Origin of the sequence: Microbacterium sp. 18062, assembly GCF_902706225.1 — a bacterium.
Classification (GTDB): domain Bacteria; phylum Actinomycetota; class Actinomycetes; order Actinomycetales; family Microbacteriaceae; genus Microbacterium.
Genome location: NZ_CACSKB010000006.1, coordinates 25,988 through 45,343, shown reverse-complemented (window position 1 = coordinate 45,343; position 19,356 = coordinate 25,988). Strand labels below are relative to the sequence as shown.

20 protein-coding genes are annotated in these 19,356 nt (G+C 71.1%); 18 read left to right on the top strand and 2 right to left on the bottom strand.

All coding sequences use genetic code 11. The features are described 5' to 3' along the window. The first annotated feature begins 184 nt into the window (after window positions 1-184). The 9 genes from mraZ (at window position 185) to murG (ending at window position 10,408) form a co-directional block, all read left to right on the top strand. The gene (gene mraZ, locus GVL03_RS03750; protein WP_159499649.1) at window positions 185-616 is read left to right on the top strand and encodes a division/cell wall cluster transcriptional repressor MraZ; all 432 of its coding nucleotides are present in this window, start codon (window positions 185-187) and stop codon (window positions 614-616) included. A gap of 67 nt (window positions 617-683) precedes the next feature. After that, on the top strand, window positions 684-1,673 hold the full coding sequence (gene rsmH / locus GVL03_RS03745; protein ID WP_373683825.1) for a 16S rRNA (cytosine(1402)-N(4))-methyltransferase RsmH: 990 nt from the start codon (window positions 684-686) through the stop codon (window positions 1,671-1,673). Next, window positions 1,670-2,266: a hypothetical protein gene (locus GVL03_RS03740; protein ID WP_200847049.1), complete on the top strand. Its 597-nt coding sequence runs from the start codon at window positions 1,670-1,672 to the stop codon at window positions 2,264-2,266. The genes rsmH and GVL03_RS03740 overlap by 4 nt, the downstream gene beginning before the upstream one ends. A 4-nt stretch (window positions 2,267-2,270) precedes the next feature. Further along, window positions 2,271-4,052, top strand: a complete 1,782-nt coding sequence (locus GVL03_RS03735; RefSeq protein ID WP_159499648.1) for a penicillin-binding protein 2 — start codon at window positions 2,271-2,273, stop codon at window positions 4,050-4,052. Between the two features lie 22 nt (window positions 4,053-4,074). Continuing rightward, on the top strand, window positions 4,075-5,487 hold the full coding sequence (gene murF, locus GVL03_RS03730) for a UDP-N-acetylmuramoyl-tripeptide--D-alanyl-D-alanine ligase (RefSeq protein ID WP_159499647.1): 1,413 nt from the start codon (window positions 4,075-4,077) through the stop codon (window positions 5,485-5,487). Then, a complete protein-coding gene (gene mraY, locus GVL03_RS03725; protein WP_159499646.1) occupies window positions 5,484-6,593 on the top strand; it encodes a phospho-N-acetylmuramoyl-pentapeptide-transferase in 1,110 nt (369 codons plus the stop codon). Before murF ends, mraY begins: the two co-directional genes overlap by 4 nt. After that, window positions 6,590-8,134 (top strand): UDP-N-acetylmuramoyl-L-alanine--D-glutamate ligase, encoded by a 1,545-nt coding sequence (gene murD / locus GVL03_RS03720; RefSeq protein WP_159499645.1) that lies wholly within the window; start codon window positions 6,590-6,592, stop codon window positions 8,132-8,134. Before mraY ends, murD begins: the two co-directional genes overlap by 4 nt. Next, window positions 8,091-9,338 carry a putative lipid II flippase FtsW gene (gene ftsW, locus GVL03_RS03715; RefSeq protein ID WP_235038003.1) on the top strand — a complete coding sequence of 416 codons (1,248 nt, stop codon included), beginning with the start codon at window positions 8,091-8,093 and terminating at the stop codon, window positions 9,336-9,338. Before murD ends, ftsW begins: the two co-directional genes overlap by 44 nt. Next, a complete protein-coding gene (gene murG / locus GVL03_RS03710; protein WP_159499643.1) occupies window positions 9,335-10,408 on the top strand; it encodes an undecaprenyldiphospho-muramoylpentapeptide beta-N-acetylglucosaminyltransferase in 1,074 nt (357 codons plus the stop codon). Before ftsW ends, murG begins: the two co-directional genes overlap by 4 nt. 12 nt (window positions 10,409-10,420) lie before the next feature. Here the strand turns inward: murG and GVL03_RS03705 are convergent, their stop codons facing one another. Continuing rightward, entirely contained in the window at window positions 10,421-10,795 is a 375-nt protein-coding gene (locus GVL03_RS03705; protein WP_200847048.1) for a GntR family transcriptional regulator, read from the bottom strand. A 98-nt stretch (window positions 10,796-10,893) separates the two neighbouring features. Here GVL03_RS03705 and murC point away from each other — a divergent pair, with 98 nt between their 5' ends. From murC to GVL03_RS03660, 9 genes are all read left to right on the top strand, one after another. Further along, on the top strand, window positions 10,894-12,303 hold the full coding sequence (murC, locus tag GVL03_RS03700) for a UDP-N-acetylmuramate--L-alanine ligase (protein WP_159499642.1): 1,410 nt from the start codon (window positions 10,894-10,896) through the stop codon (window positions 12,301-12,303). Window positions 12,304-12,307: 4 nt separating this feature from the next. Next, on the top strand, window positions 12,308-13,342 hold the full coding sequence (locus GVL03_RS03695) for an FtsQ-type POTRA domain-containing protein (protein WP_159499641.1): 1,035 nt from the start codon (window positions 12,308-12,310) through the stop codon (window positions 13,340-13,342). 241 nt (window positions 13,343-13,583) lie between these two features. Next, on the top strand, window positions 13,584-14,747 hold the full coding sequence (ftsZ, locus tag GVL03_RS03690; RefSeq protein WP_159499639.1) for a cell division protein FtsZ: 1,164 nt from the start codon (window positions 13,584-13,586) through the stop codon (window positions 14,745-14,747). 97 nt (window positions 14,748-14,844) lie between these two features. Beyond that, complete coding sequence (locus GVL03_RS03685) at window positions 14,845-15,534, top strand: YggS family pyridoxal phosphate-dependent enzyme (protein WP_159499637.1); 690 nt, start codon at window positions 14,845-14,847, stop codon at window positions 15,532-15,534. Between the two features lie 30 nt (window positions 15,535-15,564). After that, window positions 15,565-16,029, top strand: a complete 465-nt coding sequence (locus GVL03_RS03680) for a cell division protein SepF (protein ID WP_159499635.1) — start codon at window positions 15,565-15,567, stop codon at window positions 16,027-16,029. A gap of 6 nt (window positions 16,030-16,035) precedes the next feature. Then, complete coding sequence (locus tag GVL03_RS03675) at window positions 16,036-16,335, top strand: YggT family protein (RefSeq protein ID WP_159499633.1); 300 nt, start codon at window positions 16,036-16,038, stop codon at window positions 16,333-16,335. Between the two features lie 93 nt (window positions 16,336-16,428). Next, window positions 16,429-17,043 carry a DivIVA domain-containing protein gene (locus GVL03_RS03670; protein ID WP_159499631.1) on the top strand — a complete coding sequence of 205 codons (615 nt, stop codon included), beginning with the start codon at window positions 16,429-16,431 and terminating at the stop codon, window positions 17,041-17,043. Between the two features lie 8 nt (window positions 17,044-17,051). Next, window positions 17,052-17,705, top strand: coding sequence for a signal peptidase II (locus tag GVL03_RS03665; RefSeq protein WP_159499629.1), 654 nt, complete (start codon window positions 17,052-17,054; stop codon window positions 17,703-17,705). A gap of 1 nt (window position 17,706) precedes the next feature. Next, on the top strand, window positions 17,707-18,627 hold the full coding sequence (locus tag GVL03_RS03660) for an RluA family pseudouridine synthase (RefSeq protein WP_159499627.1): 921 nt from the start codon (window positions 17,707-17,709) through the stop codon (window positions 18,625-18,627). 183 nt (window positions 18,628-18,810) lie between these two features. On the opposite strand, the gene GVL03_RS03655 is transcribed toward GVL03_RS03660, so the two are convergent. Continuing rightward, on the bottom strand, window positions 18,811-19,281 hold the full coding sequence (locus GVL03_RS03655) for an NUDIX domain-containing protein (RefSeq protein ID WP_159499625.1): 471 nt from the start codon (window positions 19,279-19,281) through the stop codon (window positions 18,811-18,813). Between the last annotated feature and the right edge of the window lie 75 nt (window positions 19,282-19,356).

Sequence of the window (19,356 nt, the reverse complement as noted above, 5' to 3'; positions counted from 1 at the left end):
GAGGGGGCGGCGCTCTTTCGTGCGTCCGAGGCGGGGATCGTCGGCGACCGCGCTGTCGAGCTTTTCGGCGTCGGGGGGAGCGCCGGCCCATCTCGGAGCCGTTGCAGGTAGTGAAGTGGAGGAAAGTGGAGTAAAGTGGGGGATACCTCACACGTGGGCCGGACGAAGGAGGGGGGATGCGCGGATGCTGCTGGGTACTCACACCCCCAAGCTCGACGACAAGGGGCGCGTCATCCTTCCGGCCAAGTTCCGCGACGACCTCGGAGCGGGCGTCGTGATCACCCGCGGTCAGGACCGCTGCCTCTACGTGTTCAGCGAGGCCGAGTTCGAGCGCGTGCACGAGCGCATCCGCGAGGCGCCGCTGAGCAACAAGCAGGCCCGTGACTTCCTCCGCATGTTCCTCTCGGGCGCGAGCGCCGAGAAGCCGGACGGCCAGAACCGCGTCACCATCCCGCCGGCCCTGCGCAGCTACGCGGGCCTCGAGCGCGACCTCGTGCTCACGGGCGTCGGCGCCCACGCCGAGATCTGGAACGCCGGCGCGTGGAACACGTACGCCGAGAGCAACGAATCCGTCTACTCCGAGCTGGAGCAGGAGGTGATCCCGGGCCTGTTCTGAGCCCCCGGTCCCGATTCCCAGCCGCCCCCGCCCTGACGCACTTCCCCCGCGCCAGGTAGGAGAGCGGATGGGGATCGGGACCGAGGGACCCGGCCCCCGCATCATGAGCCTCCGTGACATCCACACCCCGGTTCTGCTCGAGCGGACGATCGAGCTGCTCGCGCCGGCGCTCGACGCGCCCGGCGCGGTCCTCGTCGATGCGACGCTCGGCATGGGGGGACACAGCGAGGCGTTCCTGGAGCGTTTTCCCGGTCTGCACCTGATCGGACTGGACCGCGACACCGATGCGCTCGGCATCGCCGGCGAGCGGCTCGCCCGGTTCGCCGGACGCACGACCCTCGTGCACTCCGTGTACGACGGCATCGCGAGCGCCGTGGTGGGCGCGGGCATCGACCGCGTGGACGGGGTCCTCTTCGACCTCGGCGTCTCGTCGCTGCAGCTCGACGAGGCCGACCGCGGGTTCGCCTACGCGAAGGATGCCCCGTTGGACATGCGCATGGACCAGACCGAGGGGCCGACCGCCGCCGACGTGCTCGCCACGTACTCGGAGGGCAACCTCCGCCGTATCTTCGAGCGGTACGGCGAGGAGAAGCTCTCCGCCCGCTACGCCCGCGCCATCGTGATCGCGCGTTCCGACGCACCGCTCGAGCGCTCCGGACGACTCGTCGAGATACTGGACGCGGCCACTCCGGCCGCGCTGAAGAACGCCGGACACCCCGCCAAGCGGGTCTTCCAGGCGCTGCGGATCGAGATCAACGGCGAGCTCGCCTCGCTCGAGCGGGCGATCCCCGCCGCGCTCGATCTGCTACGGGTCGGCGGGCGCATCGTCGTACTCTCGTACCAGTCCCTCGAGGACCGCTTCGTCAAGCGCGAGCTCGCGCGCGCGGCGTCCTCGACCTCGCCCGCGGGCCTGCCCGTGGAGCTTCCCGAGCACGCCGCCCGGTTCCGCCTGCTTGTCAAGGGCGCGGAGCTCGCCGGCGACGACGAGCGCGCGCGCAACCCGCGCGCCATCCCCGTGCGCCTGCGCGCGGCCGAGCGCATCCGGGAGGTCGCGTGAACACGGCAACGGCGGTCACGCCCTACCTCGCTCCGGTCCCCTTCGAGGAGGAGACCGGACAGCGCGACCCGGGTCGAACCCTTCGTCCCGTCGAGCAGCCGGCTCGCCGCCGCCGCCCGCGCCTCGCGTACGGAGTCCTGGCGGTCGCCGGCGCGCTGGCGATCGCCGGCGCGCAGATGCTGTTCTCGGTGCTGTCGACCCAGAGCTCCTTCGAGCTGTCCGCGCTCACACAGCAGCAGCGCGAGCTCACCTGGCAGAAGCAGATCCTCTACGACGAGGTCGCGGGGCTCAGCTCGCCACAGTACCTCGCCGCCAACGCTGCGGCGCTGGGCATGGTCATCAACGAGTCGCCGAGCTACCTGCGGCTGAGCGACGGCGCCGTCCTCGGCAGCCAGCAGGCATCCGTCTACACGTCGTCGATCGACGCGCTCGGGCGCGGCTCGGTGGCGAACTCGCTCCTGACCGAGACCCCGCTCGTCACGGCGCCGGACGCCACGATCGACGGCGTGCAGACGCCGGTCGCGGATTCGGGCGCCGATACCGCGACACCCCCGGCGCTGACCGACGGACTGCCGACCCCCACGACACACTGAGACCATGACGACGAGAAGCACCCGCAGCCCCCGTCGCCGCACCGTCGTGGCCCTCGCCGTCGTCCTGGCGGTGCTGGTCGTCTTCGTCGTCCGGCTCGTCGACATCCAGGTCGTGAACGCCCGCGAGCACGTCGAGGACTCGGTCAACATCGCCACCGGCGGCAAGAACGTCCTCTACGGCACCCGGGGGTCGATCGTCGACACGAACGGGCAGACGCTCGCGGGCAGCATCCTGCAGTACGACGTCCAACTGGACCCGAGCAATGTGGGACCGGTCACGCGCACCGACGCGAACGGCGACACCGTCGAGGTGGACTGGCCGACGATCGCCGCCGAGATCGGCGCGATCACCGGGCAGAGCGCCGAGGACGTGCAGAAGATCGTGTCGGACACGCTCGCGGTCAACCCCGACAGTCAGTACGCCGTGCTCGCGACAGGCCTCTCGACCGAGAAGTACCGGGCTCTCGTGGACCTCGGCCTTCCCTTCCTCACTCCGACGCAGCATCCGGCGCGGACGTACCCGGACGGCGCGGTCGCCGGCAACCTCGTGGGTTTCGTCGGCTCGGACGGCACCCCGCTCGAGGGCCTCGAGAGCTCGCAGGATTCCTGCCTCGCCGCCACCGACGGGGAACGGGTCTTTCAACGCGGGAAGGACGGCGTCGTCATCCCGGGCACCGAGACCGAGACGCCGGCGGTGGACGGGGGCACCCTGACCCTCACGATAGATCGCGACCTGCAGTGGTACCTGCAGCAGCTGATCGCAGAGCAGACCCAGAACCAGGGCGCGCAGCACGGGCAGATCATGGTCGTCGAGGCCAAGACGGGAAAGATCCGCGCGGCGGCCGAGTACCCGACGGTCGACCCCAACAACGTCTCGGCGACGGACGAGTCCGATCGCAGCAGCCGGATCTTCCGCGGCACGTTCGAGCCGGGCTCGACCTTCAAGGCGCTCACGGCCGCGATGGCCATCGACTCGGGCGTCGCGACGCCGACCTCCACGGTGGTGGCGTCGGGCCGGGAGACGTTCCCGAACGGCGCGCGCATCACCGACGCGCTCTCGCACGGCGCCACGACCTACACGCTCGCGGGCGTGCTCATCGACTCGTCGAACGTCGGCATCTCGAAGTTCGCCGAGATGGTGCCCGCCGAGACCCGCTACGACTACCTGCAGCGCTTCGGCATCGGCCAGGTGAGCGCCGTCGGGTTCCCCGGCGAGGAGACGGGCGTGCTGCGCCCGGTCGCGGAATGGGACAACCAGACCTTCTACAACACCTCATTCGGACAGGGCGTGTCGACCACCCTCCCGCAGCTCGTCGGCGCCTACCAGGCGATCGCGAACGACGGTCTCAAGGTGCCGCTCTCGCTCGTCGAGTCGTGCACGCTCGCCGACGGAACGGTCGAGGAGACGGACGCGGGCCCCCCGACCCAGGTCGTCAGCTCGTCGAGCGCGGAGCAGGTGCAGCAGATGCTCGAGAACGTGTTCGTCCAGGGCTCGCTCTCCAAAGCCCTCGCCATCGACGGGTACCGGGTCGCGGGCAAGACCGGAACCGGTGAGATCTCCGAGGGCGGCACGTACAAGAGCGGCGTCTACTTCACGACCCTCATCGGCTTCGCCCCCGCGGACGACCCGGAGTACGTGGTCGCGGTCACCCTCGACCAGCCCACTGGGGTAAGGTCGTCTGCGGCCAACGCGGCGGCCTTCCAGCAGGCGATGACCCAGGTTCTGAAGACATTCCGGGTCATGCCCTCCGACTCGCAGCCGGTCCTGCTGCCCAAGACCGGCTGAGCCGCGGGCACCCGCACCAGACATGATCGCACTCACTCTCTCCCACATCGCGCACGTGCTCGGCGGCACCCTCCGGCTCGCTGGCACCGACACCCCCGACTCCGTCGTCGACGGCGTGGTCGACACCGACTCCCGCGAGATCGGGCCCGGCGACGTCTTCGTCGCCAAACCCGGCGACACGACCGACGGTCACCGCTTCGTCGGCGCCGCGGTGGACGCGGGCGCCGTGCTCGCCATCGTCGAGCGGCCCGTCGAGGTGCCGGTCACCCAGATCGTCGTGGCGGACGCGGTCGGCGCCCTCGCCGACCTCGCGCGCGAGGTCGTTGTCAGAGTCCGCGCCGAGGGCGATCTGCGCGTGGTCGGCATCACCGGCTCGAATGGAAAGACGACGACCAAGAACCTGCTCGCCCGCATCCTCGAGCCCGAGGGCGAGACGGTCGCCCCGCGTGCCTCGTTCAACAACGAGGTCGGCGCCCCGCTCACGATGCTCCGGGTCCGGCAGGACACCGGATTCCTCGTGAGCGAGTTCGGCGCGAGCGGCCCGGGCGAGATCGCGCGCCTCGCGGGGCTCGTCGAGCCCGATCTCGGTGTCGTGCTCATGGTGGGGATGGCGCACGCGGGCGGCTTCGGCGGCATCGAGGCGACCTTCGCGGCGAAGTCCGAGCTCGTGCGGGCTCTGCGTCCCGGCGGCCTCGCCGTGCTCAACGCCGACGACGCACGCGTGCGGGCGATGGCGCCGATCGCGGCGGAGCGGGACGCGTCCGTCCGCTGGTTCGGCCATTCGGCCGAGGCGGCGGTGCGCGCGAGCGACGTCGAGGTGTCCGCATCCGGCACCCGGTTCACGCTCACGGTCGACGGCGAGTCCGCGGCCGCCACGCTCCGCGTGCTCGGCGCCCACCACGTCATGAATGCCCTCGCCGCCGTCGCCGCCGCGACCGCTCTGGGCGTCGGCCTCGCGGAGTGCGTGGCACGGCTCGAGACGGTCGAGATCGCCGAGCGCTGGCGCATGCAGCCCCTCGGCTCGGACCGCATCCGCATCATCAACGATGCGTACAACGCGAGCCCGGACTCGATGACGGCTGCTCTGCGCACCCTCGCGCAGATCACGGGGCCCGCAGAGCGCATGGTCGCCGTGCTCGGTGCGATGAGCGAGCTGGGCGAGTACGCCGGCGAGGAGCACGACCGCATCGGCGAGCTCGCCGTGCGCCTGCGCATCCCGAGGATCGTCGTGATCGGGACGGAGGCGCGGCGCATGTACATCTCGGCGATCGCCGAAGGCTCCTGGAGCGACGAGGCCGTCTTCTTCCCCGACGCCGACGAGGCCTACGACTACCTCCTCGGCGAGCTGCGCGACGGCGACCGGGTGCTGGTGAAGTCCTCCAACTCCGCGGGCCTCCGGTTCCTCGGCGACCGACTGGGAGAATCGTTCTCGTGAGATCCCTCCTGACTGCCGCGGCGATCTCGCTGGCCTTCACGCTGTTCCTCACCCCCGTTTTCCTGCGGCTGTTCCGCAAGTGGGGCTGGGGACAGGTCATCCGTACGCCGGAGAACGTGCACAACCCGAGCCACGGTGCGAAGCGCGGCACCCCCACGATGGGCGGCACGATCTTCATCGTGGGGGCTCTGGTCGGATACTTCATCGGCACGTATGCGGGCGGCAACCCGCCGACGATCTCCGGACTCCTGGTCATCTGGATGATGGTGGGGTTCGGTGCGGTCGGGTTCATCGACGACTACATGAAGGTGCGGCGGCAGAACAGCCTGGGGCTGAGCGGATGGCGCAAGATCCTCGGCCAGGTCCTCGTCGTCGTGCCGTTCGGGATCGTGGCGCTCCAGTTCCCGAACGCCGACGGGCAGACGCCGGCGAGCCCGTACGTCTCGCTCTTCCGCGACATCCCCGTGCTCTCGTTCATGGCGCTCGGGTTCGTCGTCGGATGGATCCTCTACCTCGCCTGGATCGCCTTCCTCGGCGTCGCGGCGTCGAACTCCGTCAACGTCTCGGACGGCCTCGACGGGCTCGCGGCCGGGTCGGCGATCTTCGTCACCAGCGCGCTCGCCCTCATCGCGTTCTGGCAGTTCAAGCAGCCCTGCGACGTCGAGGCGATCGGGCGGGGATTGCAGGACGCCTGCTACCAGACCCGGGATCCGTTCGACCTCGCCATCATCGCGGCGGCGTTCATCGGCGCGCTCGTCGGCTTCCTCTGGTGGAACGCGCCCAAGGCCCAGGTCTTCATGGGCGACGTCGGCTCGATGTCGATCGGTGGGATCATCGCCGCCATGGCGATCCTCACCCGCACCGAGATCCTGCTCGCCGTCATCGCGGGCGTCTACGTCCTCGCCTCCGGCTCGGTGATCCTGCAGCGCGCCTACTTCAAGCTGACCCGCGGCAAGCGGCTGTTCCTGATGAGCCCGCTCCATCACCACCTCGAGATGCGGGGGTGGCCGGAGATCACGATCGTGGTCCGGATGTGGATCATCGCGGGCCTGCTCGCCCTGGCGGGCGTCGGCCTCTTCTACGTGGAGTGGCTGGTGCGCACATGAGCGAGGCGCGCCTCGATGCGCTGACCAGCTGGAACGCCGACTGGTCGGGGCTGCGGGTCGTCGTGCTCGGTCTCTCCGTCACCGGCTTCTCCGTCGTCGACACGCTGGCCGAGCTCGGTGCCGATGTGCTCGTCGTGAGCGAGCAGGCCGACGAGGAGTACGCGCGGCTGCTCCCGGTGGTCGGAGCGCGGCTGTGGACCGGCCCGCTCGACCGGGTGCCGCACGAGGTGCGCCACCATCGTCCCGAGGTCATCGTCGCCTCTCCGGGCTTCGCCCCGTGGCATCCGGTCGTCGGCTGGGCACAGGGCGAGGGCATCCCGCTCTGGGGCGACGTCGAGCTCGCCTGGCGTGTGCGCGACAAGGTCGTGCGGGCAGACGGCACGCCCGCGGACTGGGTGCTGATCACCGGCACCAACGGCAAGACGACGACGACCGGGCTGACGGCCGCCATGCTCGCCGCGGGCGGGCTGCGCGCGGCGCCCTGCGGCAACATAGGGATCCCGGTTCTCGACGCCGTCCGCGATCCCGGGGGTTTCGACGTGCTGGTCGTCGAGCTCTCCAGCCATCAGCTCTGGTACCTGTCGCTGCAGACCGGGCCCGAGCCGCTGTCTCCGCACGCCGGCGTCTGTCTCAACCTCGCCGATGACCATCTCGAGTGGCACGGCTCCGCGGACGCGTACCGCGACGCGAAGGCCGTCGTCTACCGGAACACCCGCGTCGCGTGCGTCTACAACAAGGCGGATGCGGCCACGCGCCGCATGGTGGAGGAGGCCGACGTCGTCGACGGCGCCCGTGCGATCGGGTTCGACCTCGGCTCGCCGGGTCCGAGCGACCTCGGCGTCGTCGACGGGATCCTCGTCGACCGCGCCTTCCTCGAGGACCGCCACCGCAGCGCTCTGGAGCTGACCACTCTCGACGAGCTCCGGGCGCAAGGACTGTCCGCGCCGCACGTGGTCGCGAACATCCTCGCCGCGGCGGCCCTCGCCCGGTCGCTCGAGGTCGCGCCCGAGCACATCCGCAAGGCGCTGGCCGGATTCCGGCTCGACCCGCACCGCATCGAGGTCGTCGCCGTCGCCGGGGGAGTCACCTGGGTCGACGATTCCAAGGCGACCAATCCGCACGCCGCGGACTCGTCGCTCGCGGCGTATCCGGGCGCGATCTGGGTGGTCGGCGGGCTCCTCAAGGGTGTGGACATCGCGGGACTGGTCGCCGGACGCGGGCGCGACGCGAAGGCCGCGATCGTGATCGGCGCGCAGCGCGACGTGATCCTCGCCGCGTTCGCACGACACGCGTCCGACGTGCCCGTCTTCGAGGTCGATCCCACGCAGACTGAAGACGTCATGGCGCAGGTCGTCGAACTGGCGGTGCAGGTCGCGCGTGACGGGGACGTGGTCCTGCTCGCCCCCGCCGCCGCATCCTTCGACCAGTTCGCCTCGTACGCCGACCGCGGCCGGCTCTTCGCCCGGGCCGTGCGGGAACGGATCGGAAGGGATGCGGGTGGTCGACACGACGCGGACCAGACCGGTCCCGCCGGAGCCTGAGCCCGGCCCACGACGGGGTCTCGCCGCGCGCGTCTCGCTCGGCCGCGTGTTCGCCCCGGTGCCGAGCGAGTTCCTGACGATCGCCTCCACGGCGCTGCTGCTCACCGGCTTCGGACTGGTGATGGTGCTCTCGGCGACCTCGGCGACCGCGGAGGACGCCGGCGGCGGACCCTACGACGCCGTGCTGAAGCAGGCGGTGTTCGCCGCGCTCGGCATCCCGATCATGTTCCTCGCGTCGCGCATGCCCCTGACCTTCTGGAAGCGGATCGCGTGGCCGGCGCTGATCCTCGCCACGCTCTTCCAGATGCTCGTGTTCGTCCCGGGCCTCGGTGTGTCGGCCAACGGGAACCGCAACTGGATCTCCATCGCCGGCGTTCAGGCGCAGCCGTCGGAGTTCCTCAAGATCACGCTGGCGGTGTGGCTCGGCTTCATCCTCTACCGCAAGCGCACGCTGCTCGCCGACTGGCGACACGTGTTCATCCCCGCGGTGCCCGTCGCGGTCGCCGTGATCGCGACGGTCATGGCCGGGCACGACCTCGGCACGGTGCTGATCCTCGTGCTGATCCTGCTCGCGGCGCTCTTCTTCTCCGGGGTGAAGCTGCGGGTGTTCATCCTGCCGGCGATCCTCGCGGCCGGTGCGGTGGCCTACTTCGCCATCAGCAGTCCCGACCGGATGCGCCGGTTCATGAGCTTCCTGAACGAGGACTGCCTCGCCGACTACTACGGCGACTGCTACCAGCCGCTGCACGGGATCTGGGGACTCGCCGGCGGCGGCGTCTTCGGCCTCGGCCTCGGCAACTCCAAGGAGAAGTACAGCTGGCTTCCGGCCGCGGCGAACGACTACATCTTCGCGATCGTGGGCGAGGAGCTCGGCCTCATCGGCTGCATCGTCGTGCTCCTGCTGTTCGCCCTCTTCGCCGTGGGCGCCTTCCACATCGTGCGCAAGACCGACGACCCGTTCGTGCGGATCACCGCGGGCGCCATCACGATCTGGATCGTCGGACAGGCGCTGCTGAACATCGGCGTCGTCCTGCGGCTGCTCCCCGTCTTCGGCGTCCCGCTGCCGTTCATGTCGCAGGGTGGCACCTCGCTCGTGTCGGTGCTGCTCGCGTGCGGTGTGCTGCTCTCGTTCGCGCGCTCGCTGCCGGCCCGAGGCGGCCACGCGCCGGCCGTGCCGCCGGCGCGTGGCAGAATCGCCCGGTGACGACCTATCTTCTCGCCGGCGGCGGCACCGCCGGACACGTCAATCCGCTCCTGGCCGTCGCAGACGCCCTGCGCGCACGCGAGCCCGAGGCCGAGATCCTCGTCCTCGGCACGCGCGAGGGACTCGAGGCGCGACTCGTGCCCGAGCGCGGCTACGAGCTGCTCTTCGTCGACAAGGTGCCGTTCCCTCGCCGCCCCGACCGCAACGCCCTCGCGTTCCCCGCCCGCTTGCGGCGGGCGATCGCGCAGGTGCGCGCGCACATCCGCGCCAGGCACGTCGACGTGCTCGTCGGGTTCGGGGGATACGCCGCCGCTCCCGCCTACATCGCGGCCTCCCGGGAACGGGTCCCGTATGTCGTGCACGAGGCGAACGCGAAGCCCGGACTCGCGAACGTGCTCGGCGCCAGGCGTGCGGCGGCCGTCGGCGTGGCGTTCCCGGGCACAGCGCTCCGCCGCGGCGAGGTCGTCGGCATGCCGCTGCGACGCGAGATCGTCGAGCTCGACCCCACGGCGTCGCGCGCGGAGGCCGCCCGCTTCTTCGACCTCGATCCGGACCGTCCGACGCTGCTCGTCTTCGGCGGCTCGCTCGGAGCTCTCCGGCTGAACGAGGCGCTCGGCGGCTCCTGGCGCGACGTGCGGGAGGCCGGCTGGCAGCTCGTCCACATCACGGGGGAGCGCTCCGACCTCGCCGACCCCGGCGAGGTCGGCTACGCCCTCCGCCGTTACGTGGACCGGATGGACCTCGCCTTCGCGCTGGCCGACGTGATCGTGTCGCGCTCGGGCGCGGCGACGGTCAGCGAGATCAGTGCGCTCGGCATCCCGGCCGTCTATGTGCCCTATGCCGTCGGCAACGGAGAGCAGCGGCTCAACGCCGCATCCGCCGTCGCAGCCGGGGCGGCCGTGATCATCCCCGACGCGGAGCTCACCGCCGAGCGCGTGCGCGCCGAGATCGTGCCGCTGCTCGGCGACCGCGACCGGATCGATCGGATGCGGCGGGCCGCCGCATCCGTCGGCACCCGGCGCGGAGCCGAGAACGTCCTCGCGCACATCGACCGCGCTCTCGGGCGCTGACGGCGCGGGCGGTCACTCCGGCGCCGCGGTCAGGGCGTCGGTCACGAGCGCGATGACCTCGCCGTCGCGGAGGCCGAGCTCGCGCATCCGGGAGACGAGCTCGCCCGCAGCGCGCTGCGCCTCGCGGCGGACCGGGTCGCTGTCGAGGCCCACGAACGTCCCGGCCCGGCCGCGCGTCTCGACGACCCCCGCGGTCTCGAGCTCGCGATACGCCCGCGCCACCGTGCCCGGAGCGAGATCGAGTTCGGCGGCCAGCCCGCGCACGGTCGGCAGCCGCTCGCCGGGCGTCAGCGTGCCCGCGGCGGTCGCCGACAGGATCCCGACGCGCAGCTGCTCGAAGGGCGGAGTCTCGGCGGCCGGATCGATCGGGATGCGCAGCGACGTCATGCTGTCCTTTGTAGCGGCTGCGGGCGCCGATCGCCGCCGACCCGCGCGGGCGCGCCCTGGGTGCGCATCCGGGCACGCGAACCTAGACTTGTCGGGTCATGATCAGACCCGACCTGAGCCTTCCCATCCCCTCCTCGATCGATGCCGCGCACTTCATCGGCATCGGCGGGTCCGGCATGTCGGGTCTTGCCCGCATGTTCCTGGCGCGGGGCATCCGCGTCTCGGGATCCGACCGTGCCGACAGCGCCGCGCTGCGTGCGCTCGCGGCCGCCGGCGCCGAGGTGCACGTCGGGCACGACGCCGCCCATCTGGGCGATGCGGACACCGTGGTGCACACCGGAGCGATCTGGCCGGAGAACCCCGAGTACGTCACGGCGAAGGAGCGCGGTCTCGCGGTCATCCACCGCTCGCAGGCGCTGCACTGGCTGATCGGCGGGCGTCGCCTCGTCTCGGTCGCGGGAGCGCACGGCAAGACGACGTCGACCGGGATGATCGTCACCGCCCTGCAGGCGCTCGGTGCCGACCCCCATTTCGTCAACGGGGGAGTGATCGCCCAGCTCGGCACGTCGAGCGGCCCCGGGACGGACGAGCTCTTCGTCATCGAGGCGGACGAGTCCGACGGCACGTTCCTGCTCTACGACACCTCGATCGCCCTCATCACGAACGTCGACCCGGACCATCTCGACCACTGGGGATCACGCGACGCGTTCTTCGACGGGTTCGTCCGCTTCGCCGACGCCGCTCACGAGGCGGTCGTGATCTCGGCCGATGACGAGGGCGCGCGTGACGTGGCCCGCCGGCTGTCGCACGAGCACGTGCTGAGCTTCGGCCTCGCCGCCGACGCCGACGTCCGGATCGCCGACGTCGTCACCGACGGCCCGGTCGCCTTCACCGTCGCCCGCGGCGAGGAGCGCGCCCGCGTGCAGCTGGCCGTTCCCGGTGCGCACAACGCGGTCAACGCGACCGGTGCGATCGCGGTGCTGACAGCTCTCGGCCACCCGTTCCTCGACGCGGCTCGCGCGGTCGAGGGGTTCTCCGGCACCGCGCGCCGCTTCGAGCTGCACGGGGTCGAACGCGGCGTCAGCGTGTACGACGACTACGCGCACCACCCGACCGAGGTCGCCGCGGCGCTCGCGGCGGCGCGGACGGTGCTCGGCGACGGGCGGCTCATCGCGGTGCACCAGCCCCACACCTACTCGCGCACCCGGCTCATGTCCGGCGAGTTCGCCCGCGTCCTGGAGGAGCTCGCCGACCACACGGTCGTGCTCGACGTCTACGGCGCCCGCGAGGACCCCGTCCCGGGGGTGACCGGGGCGCTCGTGCGCGACGCGTTCGACGATGCGGGCAAGGTGCGCTTCGTCGGGGACTGGCAGGAGGCCGCGGACTACACCGCCTCGATCGCTCGTGAGGGGGATTTCGTGGTCACGCTCGGCTGCGGCAACGTGAACCTGATCATCCCGCAGGTCCTGGCGGCGCTCGGCGCGCCCGTTCAGACCGGGAGCCGCTGAGCCCATGCGCCGGCCCTCGCCGCTGCCGCCGCCCGCGGGGGCGTCCGCCCCGCGCGGGCGCGACGAGCCGCGGCGTCCGCGCGAGCGACCGCGCGACGCGGGCGTCGTCCCGAACCCCGCCGCCGCGGATGCCGGGGCGGCGGCCGAGACGCTCGACCCCGACGTCCAGCAGACCGCGCCGATCGCGCCGCTCTTCCCGGAGGCCGGACGGCCGGATGCCGTACGTCTCGAGAAGGAGCCGCTCGCGAACGAGGAGCCGGATGCGGGCGCCCGTCCGGTCGGGATGCGCGACGTCTGGCGCGCCGCGCGGGCGCGCCGACGCGCGCTGCGAGCGGAGGTGCGCCGGTTCACGGTGCGTCAGCGGCGTCGACGTTTCCTCTGGCTCGGCATCGCGGCATCCCTCGTGCTTCTCACCGTCGTGACGGTGGGGGCGGCGTACAGCCCGTTGTTCGCCGTGCGGCAGGTGCAGGTCGTCGGCACGCAGCGGCTGCCCGCCGAGGACGTCGCCGACGCGCTCTCGGCGCAGATCGGCACGCCCCTCGCGGCCATCGACGAGTCGGCGGTGAAAGCGGCTCTCGTCCAGTTCCCGCTCGTCGAGTCGTACACGCTCGAGGCGCGCCCGCCGCACGATCTCGTCGTGCGCATCGTGGAGCGCACTCCGATCGGCGTGCTCTCGTCGGCCGCCGGATACACGCTCGTCGACGCGGCCGGCGTCGCGCTCTCGACGACGCCGGACGCGCCCGAGGGCTACCCCTTGCTGGATGTCGCCGCCGGTGCCGACTCGACGGCGTTCGCGGCGGTGGGGCGCGTCATGCGGGCGCTCCCGGCGGACCTCCGGTCGCAGGTGACCGGGGTCGCGGCATCCACCCCCGACGATGTGACGCTGACGCTCGGCGCCGCGAACGCGCAGGTCGTGTGGGGGAGCGCGGACCGTTCGGCCCAGAAGGCGCTGGTGCTGGAGCGCGGTATGGCGGCCATCCCGCCCGACGGCGTCTCGGTGTACGACGTCTCCTCCCCCGAGGCTCTCGTCGTCCGCTGACCGCCCCCCGAGCTCCAGCTGCCGCTGGAGCTCGGGGGCGGAAGGAACCGGGCGGTGGAGGGACGGCGAAGGGCGGATCGGCGGGCGACTTGCGCGACACGCCCAGGATGCGCGGGGAACGGGTCCGGCTGCCGCATACCTTCAGATCAGGAATTGCATACCGGGTAATTCTTTAAACTTCTAGCTGAGGTTTAAAGTTCGGCCCGGTCGGGACAGGGTTCGGGACGAGACGGAGGCCGGCATGAGCCAGAACCAGAACTACCTTGCAGTGATCAAGGTCGTCGGAGTGGGCGGTGGCGGCGTGAACGCCGTGAACCGCATGATCGAGCTGGGTCTGCGCGGGGTGGAGTTCATCGCGGTGAACACCGATGCCCAGGCGCTGCTCATGAGCGACGCGGACGTCAAGCTCGACGTCGGTCGCGAGCTCACCCGTGGGCTGGGGGCCGGCGCCGACCCCGAGGTCGGCCGACGAGCCGCCGAGGACCACGCCGAGGAGATCGAGGAGGCCCTCGCCGGGGCCGACATGGTCTTCGTCACGGCGGGCGAGGGCGGCGGCACCGGTACCGGCGGCGCGCCGGTCGTCGCGCGTATCGCGAAGTCGATCGGCGCGCTCACGATCGGCGTCGTGACCAAGCCCTTCTCGTTCGAAGGCCGTCGGCGCCAGAGCCAGGCGGAGGCGGGGGTGTCGAAGCTGAAGGAAGAGGTCGACACGCTCATCGTCGTGCCCAACGACCGTCTCCTCGAGATCAGCGACCGCGGCATCTCGATGATCGAGGCGTTCGCCACCGCGGATCAAGTGCTGCTGGCCGGTGTGCAGGGCATCACCGATCTCATCACGACGCCGGGTCTGATCAACCTCGACTTCGCCGACGTCAAGTCGGTCATGCAGGGCGCGGGCTCCGCGCTCATGGGCATCGGTTCCGCGCGCGGCGCCGACCGGGCCATCAAGGCCGCCGAGCTCGCCGTCGAGTCGCCGCTCCTCGAGGCATCGATCGAGGGCGCCCACGGCGTCCTGCTCTCGGTCCAGGGCGGCTCGAACCTCGGTATCTTCGAGATCAACGATGCGGCGCAGCTGGTCAAGGAGGCGGCCCATCCCGAGGCCAACATCATCTTCGGCACCGTGATCGACGACACCCTCGGCGACGAGGTGCGCGTCACGGTGATCGCCGCCGGATTCGACGGCGGCGAGCCGAGTCATCGGCTAGAGCCCGTCACGGCGACGCGTCCGGCGGTGAACCCGCTCACGACGCCCGAGGAGTCCCCGGTGGTCGCCGAGAAGCCGGCTCCGCCGGTCCCGGTCGAGAAGCCGGTCTCCGTGCCCGTCGCCGTGGCCGTCTCCGAGCCGTCCTCGTACGACTCGGCGTTCGGCGACGACGACCTCGACATCCCGGACTTCCTCAAGTAGTCCCGGACACCCGCTCGGGCGGGTCCGCGAGCCTCGGCGCTCTGCGGACCCGCCCGCACCATATCCACCGACATCCGCTCGTCCCGACGGAGGACACGTGCACGACCAGCTCGCCGAACGTCTCGCCGAGATCGACGACCGCGTCGCCGCGGCCGCGCGCGACGCCGGCCGTGATCCGGCCGGGCTCACGCGGATCGTGGTGACGAAGTTCCACCCCGCGTCGCTCGTCGAGCGGCTGCACGCCCTGGGCGTCCGGGACGTCGGGGAGAACCGCCAGCAGGAGCTGACCGCGAAGGCGGCCGACACCGCCCGGCTCGACGATCTGCGCTGGCACTTCATCGGGCAGGCGCAGACGAACAAGGCGCGCGCGGTGCGGTCCGCGGCATCCGTCGTGCACACGGTCGACCGCACCCGCCTCGCGGACGCGCTCGACCGCGCCGCCGCGCCCGACGAACCCGCCCTCGACGTTCTTGTCCAGGTCAACATGACCGACGACCCGGATCGCGGGGGAGCGGCGCCGGACGAGCTGGACGCCCTCGTCGAGCACGTGAGCGGCTGCGCGACGCTGCGGCTGCGTGGCATCATGGCCGTCGCCCCTCTGGACGAGGAGCCGGCCAGGGCCTTCGCGCGCCTGCGCCGGTACGCGGAACGAGTGCGCGCCATCGCCCCGGAGGCGCGCTGGATCTCGGCCGGGATGACGGGGGATTTCGTCGAGGCGGTCCACGCGGGCGCGACACACCTGCGGATCGGCTCGGCAATCACGGGTCCGCGCCCCGAGCGCGGCTAGCCTCGAAGTGACGAGCAAACGGAGGATGCGATGTCGAACCCGCTGAAGAAGACCATGGTGTACCTGGGCCTCGCCGACGAGGAAGAGGTCTACGAGGAGCCCGCGCCGACGCGCACCGGCCGCAAGAGCGAGCAGGTCGTCGAGAAGGCGGCCGCTCCGATCACACCGCTGCACCGTCCCGCCGTCGTGCGCCAGCCCTCGGTGGGTGCCGTCACGGAGATCCTGACGGTGCACCCCAAGCAGTACCGCGACGCGCAGATCATCGCGGAGAACTTCCGCGACGGCGTCCCGGTGATCATCAATCTCTCTCAGATGAGCGACGCGGACGCACGCCGTCTCATCGACTTCGCGAGCGGTCTGTCCCTGGGGCTCTACGGCCGCATCGAGCGGGTCACGAGCAAGGTCTTCCTGCTCTCGCCCGAGAACGTCGCGGTGTCCGGCGACGGGGCGGTCGCACAGGCCGACCCCGAGGCGGCGCCGTTCGCGCAGCAGTAGCCGACCGTGGAGATCGTCCGCCTCGTCGCATCCATCGCGAACGTCCTCCTGCTGATCTACATCCTGGTTCTGCTGTCCCGGGTGATCCTCGAGTACATTCCGATCTTCAACCGGGAATGGCGCCCCAAAGGCGCCGGACTCGTGGCCGCTGAGCTCGTCTACACGGTCACCGACCCGCCGATCAAGCTGATTCGTCGCTTCATCCCTCCCGTGCGCATCGGTCCGGTCGCGCTCGACGTCGCGTTCATGCTCACGATGCTGCTCTGCTTCATCCTGCTGTCTGTGACACGCTCTCTCGCGAGCTGAATCGACCCCGACTATGCTTGGCTGGAGCGGCCCGTTCCGCGGGCATCATCCCCCTGACATCGGCATGCCGCCGCCCCCGAAAGAGGAATCACCATGGCATTGACTCCGGATGACGTCGTCACCAAGCAGTTCCAGCACGTTCGCTTCAAAGAGGGCTTCGACCCCGACGAGGTGGACGACTTCCTCGACGAGATCGTCGTCGAGTGGCGCAAGACGATCGCCGAGAACGACGAGCTGAAGGCCAAGCTCGCCGCGCTCGAGTCGGGCGAGGCCGTACCCGCGCCGGTCGAGAAGCCGTCGGCGTCCGAGCCCGCGGAGACCGTGGTCGTCGAAGAGGCGATCATCGAGACCCCCGCGCCGACTGTCGCAGCAGGCGGCGGCACCGCCGCGACCGCCGGCATCATCGAGCTCGCCCAGCGCCTGCACGACGAGCACGTCGCCGAGGGCAAGGCGCAGCGCGACCAGCTCATCTCCGACGCCCAGTCGCAGGCCGCATCCATCGTGGCCGAGGCCGAGGCGAAGGGTCGCGAGGAGCTGTCGCGACTCGAGAAGGAGCGCGGGGTCCTGGAGAGCCGCATCACCGAGCTCCGCCAGTTCGAGCGGGACTACCGCTCGCAGCTGCGCGCGCTCATCGAGGGCAAGCTCCGCGACCTCGAGACCACGTCGACCTCGACGGGAAACACCCCGGTCTCCGCCATCGGGCTCTAGGTCGGCCGTTGTCGGCTCGACCACCTCTGCGTGCGGCGGCGGCCGGCATCATCATCGCCTCTCTGGCGGTGCTGGTGCTGGCCGCCGACCAGTTCGCGAAGCACCTCGCGATCACTTTCCTCCCGCCGGAGCAGGCCGTTCCGGTCATCGGCGACGCGCTGGTGCTCTACCTGATCCGCAACCCCGGCGCCGCCTTCTCGCTCGGCGAGGGCGTGACGTGGGTCTTCACGATCGCCCTCGCGGGCGTGGCGGGCGCGATCAGCGTGATCGCCCGTCGGGTCCATTCGCGGGCGTGGGCGGTGATCCTGGGCCTCCTGCTCGGCGGAGTCCTCGGCAATCTCACGGACCGGCTGCTCCGCGAGCCGGGATTCCCCGTGGGCCACGTCGTCGATTTCATCTCGACGCCCTGGATGATGCCCGCGATCTACAACGTCGCGGACATCTTCATCGTGACGATGATGATCGGCGTCGCTTTGCTCGTGCTCATCGGACTCCGTTTCGACGGCACCCGCGAGCGCAAGCCGGCTCCCGGCGATGCCCCCGCCGACGACTCGACGCCGATCGGCACGGGGGAGGACCGGGACTCCCTGTTCCCGACCGCGGCGCCCGAGGTCGGCGCGCCGACGGTGACGCCCGAGCCCGGCGAACCCCGTCGGGACTGACGTGGAATCCCGTTCCCTCCCCGTCCCGGACGGGCTCGACGGCGTCCGCGTCGACGCCGCTCTGGCGAAGATGCTCGGCTTCTCTCGCACCTTCGCCGCCGAGATCGCGGATGCGGACGGGGTCACCCTCGACGGACGCGCGATGGGACGCTCGGACCGTCTCCGCGCCGGCGGCTGGCTGTCGGTGGAGTGGACGCCGCGACGGGAGCCCGAGGTGATCCCGGTCGCGGTGCCCGATCTGGGGATCGTCTACGACGACGACGACATCGTGGTGGTCGACAAACCGTCCGGCGTCGCCGCGCACCCCTCGATCGGCTGGGAGGGGCCGACGGTCCTGGGCGCCCTCGCCGCTGCCGGCTTCCGGATCGCGACGACGGGCGCTGCCGAACGGCAGGGCGTCGTCCACCGCCTCGATGTCGGCACGAGCGGGCTGATGGTCGTCGCCAAGACCGAGAGCGCGTACACCGCGCTCAAGCGCGCGTTCAAGGAGCGCGAGGTCGAGAAGATCTACCACACCGTGGTGCAGGGGCACCCCGACCCGCTCGCGGGCACCATCGATGCGCCCATCGGCCGCCATCCCTCGCACTCGTGGAAGTTCGCGGTGCGGCCGGAGGGCAAGGACTCCGTCACCCACTACGAGACGCTCGAGGCGTTCCCCGGCGCCTCGCTGCTCGAGGTGCACCTCGAGACCGGGCGCACGCATCAGATCCGCGTGCACATGGCAGCCCACCGGCACCCCTGCGTCGGGGACCCGCTCTACGGCGCCGACCCGACGCTCTCGACGCGACTCGGACTCACCCGTCAGTGGCTGCACGCCCACGAGCTCTCGTTCACGCACCCGTCCTCGGGGGAGTGGGCGACGTTCGGCTCGCCCTATCCCGCGGACCTCGCGCACGCCCTCGCCGTCCTCCGTGGCGAGTGACCGTCGCGGCAGCGTCGGACGGAGACGGGCTGGCGGGGTGTCGGATGGGGGTGGCGGCGCGAGCATCGAGGTGCGACCGGCCACTCGTTTCGCCGACCTCGCGATGATGGTGGGCTCGAAGCAGCCTGACGCCAACGTGTGCTGATGCCTGAGCTCATGCGCCTCGACCTCGGCTGAGACGACTCAGCGACCGCCCTCGAACAGCGTGGGGCCGTCGAGGAGCGCCGCGGAGATGCGCCGCCGCATCTCGTCGCCGACGCCCCGCAGATCATCGAGCGGATACCAGCCGACTTCCGTCATCTCGCCGTCCGCGGGGTAGGGCTCGCCCTCGAGCCAGCTGCACCGGAACGTCAGGTCCAGGTAGTCGGTGCGATCTCCGTTCTGGTAGGTGACCCGCGGGATCTGGTGGATCCACGCGAGACGGTCGACACGGATGGCGACACCCGCCTCCTCGAGAGCCTCACGCCGCGCCGCATCCGCCGGCTCCTCGTGAGGATCGACGATGCCCGTGATGGGTGTCAGCGCGCCGTCGTCGCTGCGCCGTCCGAGGAGAACGTTCCCGTCGCGGACGATGACCGCGGTGACGCCCGAGAGTGTCAGCGGATGGGTGCCGACCATGCGGCGGAGCTCGAGGATGAAGTCGGGCGTGGCCATGCGGTCCACTCTAGGGTCGTGCGAAGCCTAGGGTCGTGTGAAGACCCGTGAACCGTCCCGGGCGTATCGGGCAAT

Excerpts from the sequence above, each read along its gene's own strand:
- mraZ (WP_159499649.1), top strand. The coding sequence starts at position 185 with ATGCTGCTGGGTACTCACACCCCCAAGCTCGACGACAAGGGGCGCGTC.
- rsmH (WP_373683825.1), top strand. The coding sequence starts at position 684 with ATGGGGATCGGGACCGAGGGACCCGGCCCCCGCATCATGAGCCTCCGT.
- GVL03_RS03735 (WP_159499648.1), top strand. The coding sequence starts at position 2,271 with ATGACGACGAGAAGCACCCGCAGCCCCCGTCGCCGCACCGTCGTGGCC.
- murF (WP_159499647.1), top strand. The coding sequence starts at position 4,075 with ATGATCGCACTCACTCTCTCCCACATCGCGCACGTGCTCGGCGGCACC.
- murD (WP_159499645.1), top strand. The coding sequence starts at position 6,590 with ATGAGCGAGGCGCGCCTCGATGCGCTGACCAGCTGGAACGCCGACTGG.
- GVL03_RS03705 (WP_200847048.1), bottom strand. The coding sequence starts at position 10,795 with ATGACGTCGCTGCGCATCCCGATCGATCCGGCCGCCGAGACTCCGCCC.
- murC (WP_159499642.1), top strand. The coding sequence starts at position 10,894 with ATGATCAGACCCGACCTGAGCCTTCCCATCCCCTCCTCGATCGATGCC.
- GVL03_RS03695 (WP_159499641.1), top strand. The coding sequence starts at position 12,308 with ATGCGCCGGCCCTCGCCGCTGCCGCCGCCCGCGGGGGCGTCCGCCCCG.
- ftsZ (WP_159499639.1), top strand. The coding sequence starts at position 13,584 with ATGAGCCAGAACCAGAACTACCTTGCAGTGATCAAGGTCGTCGGAGTG.
- GVL03_RS03680 (WP_159499635.1), top strand. The coding sequence starts at position 15,565 with ATGTCGAACCCGCTGAAGAAGACCATGGTGTACCTGGGCCTCGCCGAC.
- GVL03_RS03670 (WP_159499631.1), top strand. The coding sequence starts at position 16,429 with ATGGCATTGACTCCGGATGACGTCGTCACCAAGCAGTTCCAGCACGTT.
- GVL03_RS03655 (WP_159499625.1), bottom strand. The coding sequence starts at position 19,281 with ATGGCCACGCCCGACTTCATCCTCGAGCTCCGCCGCATGGTCGGCACC.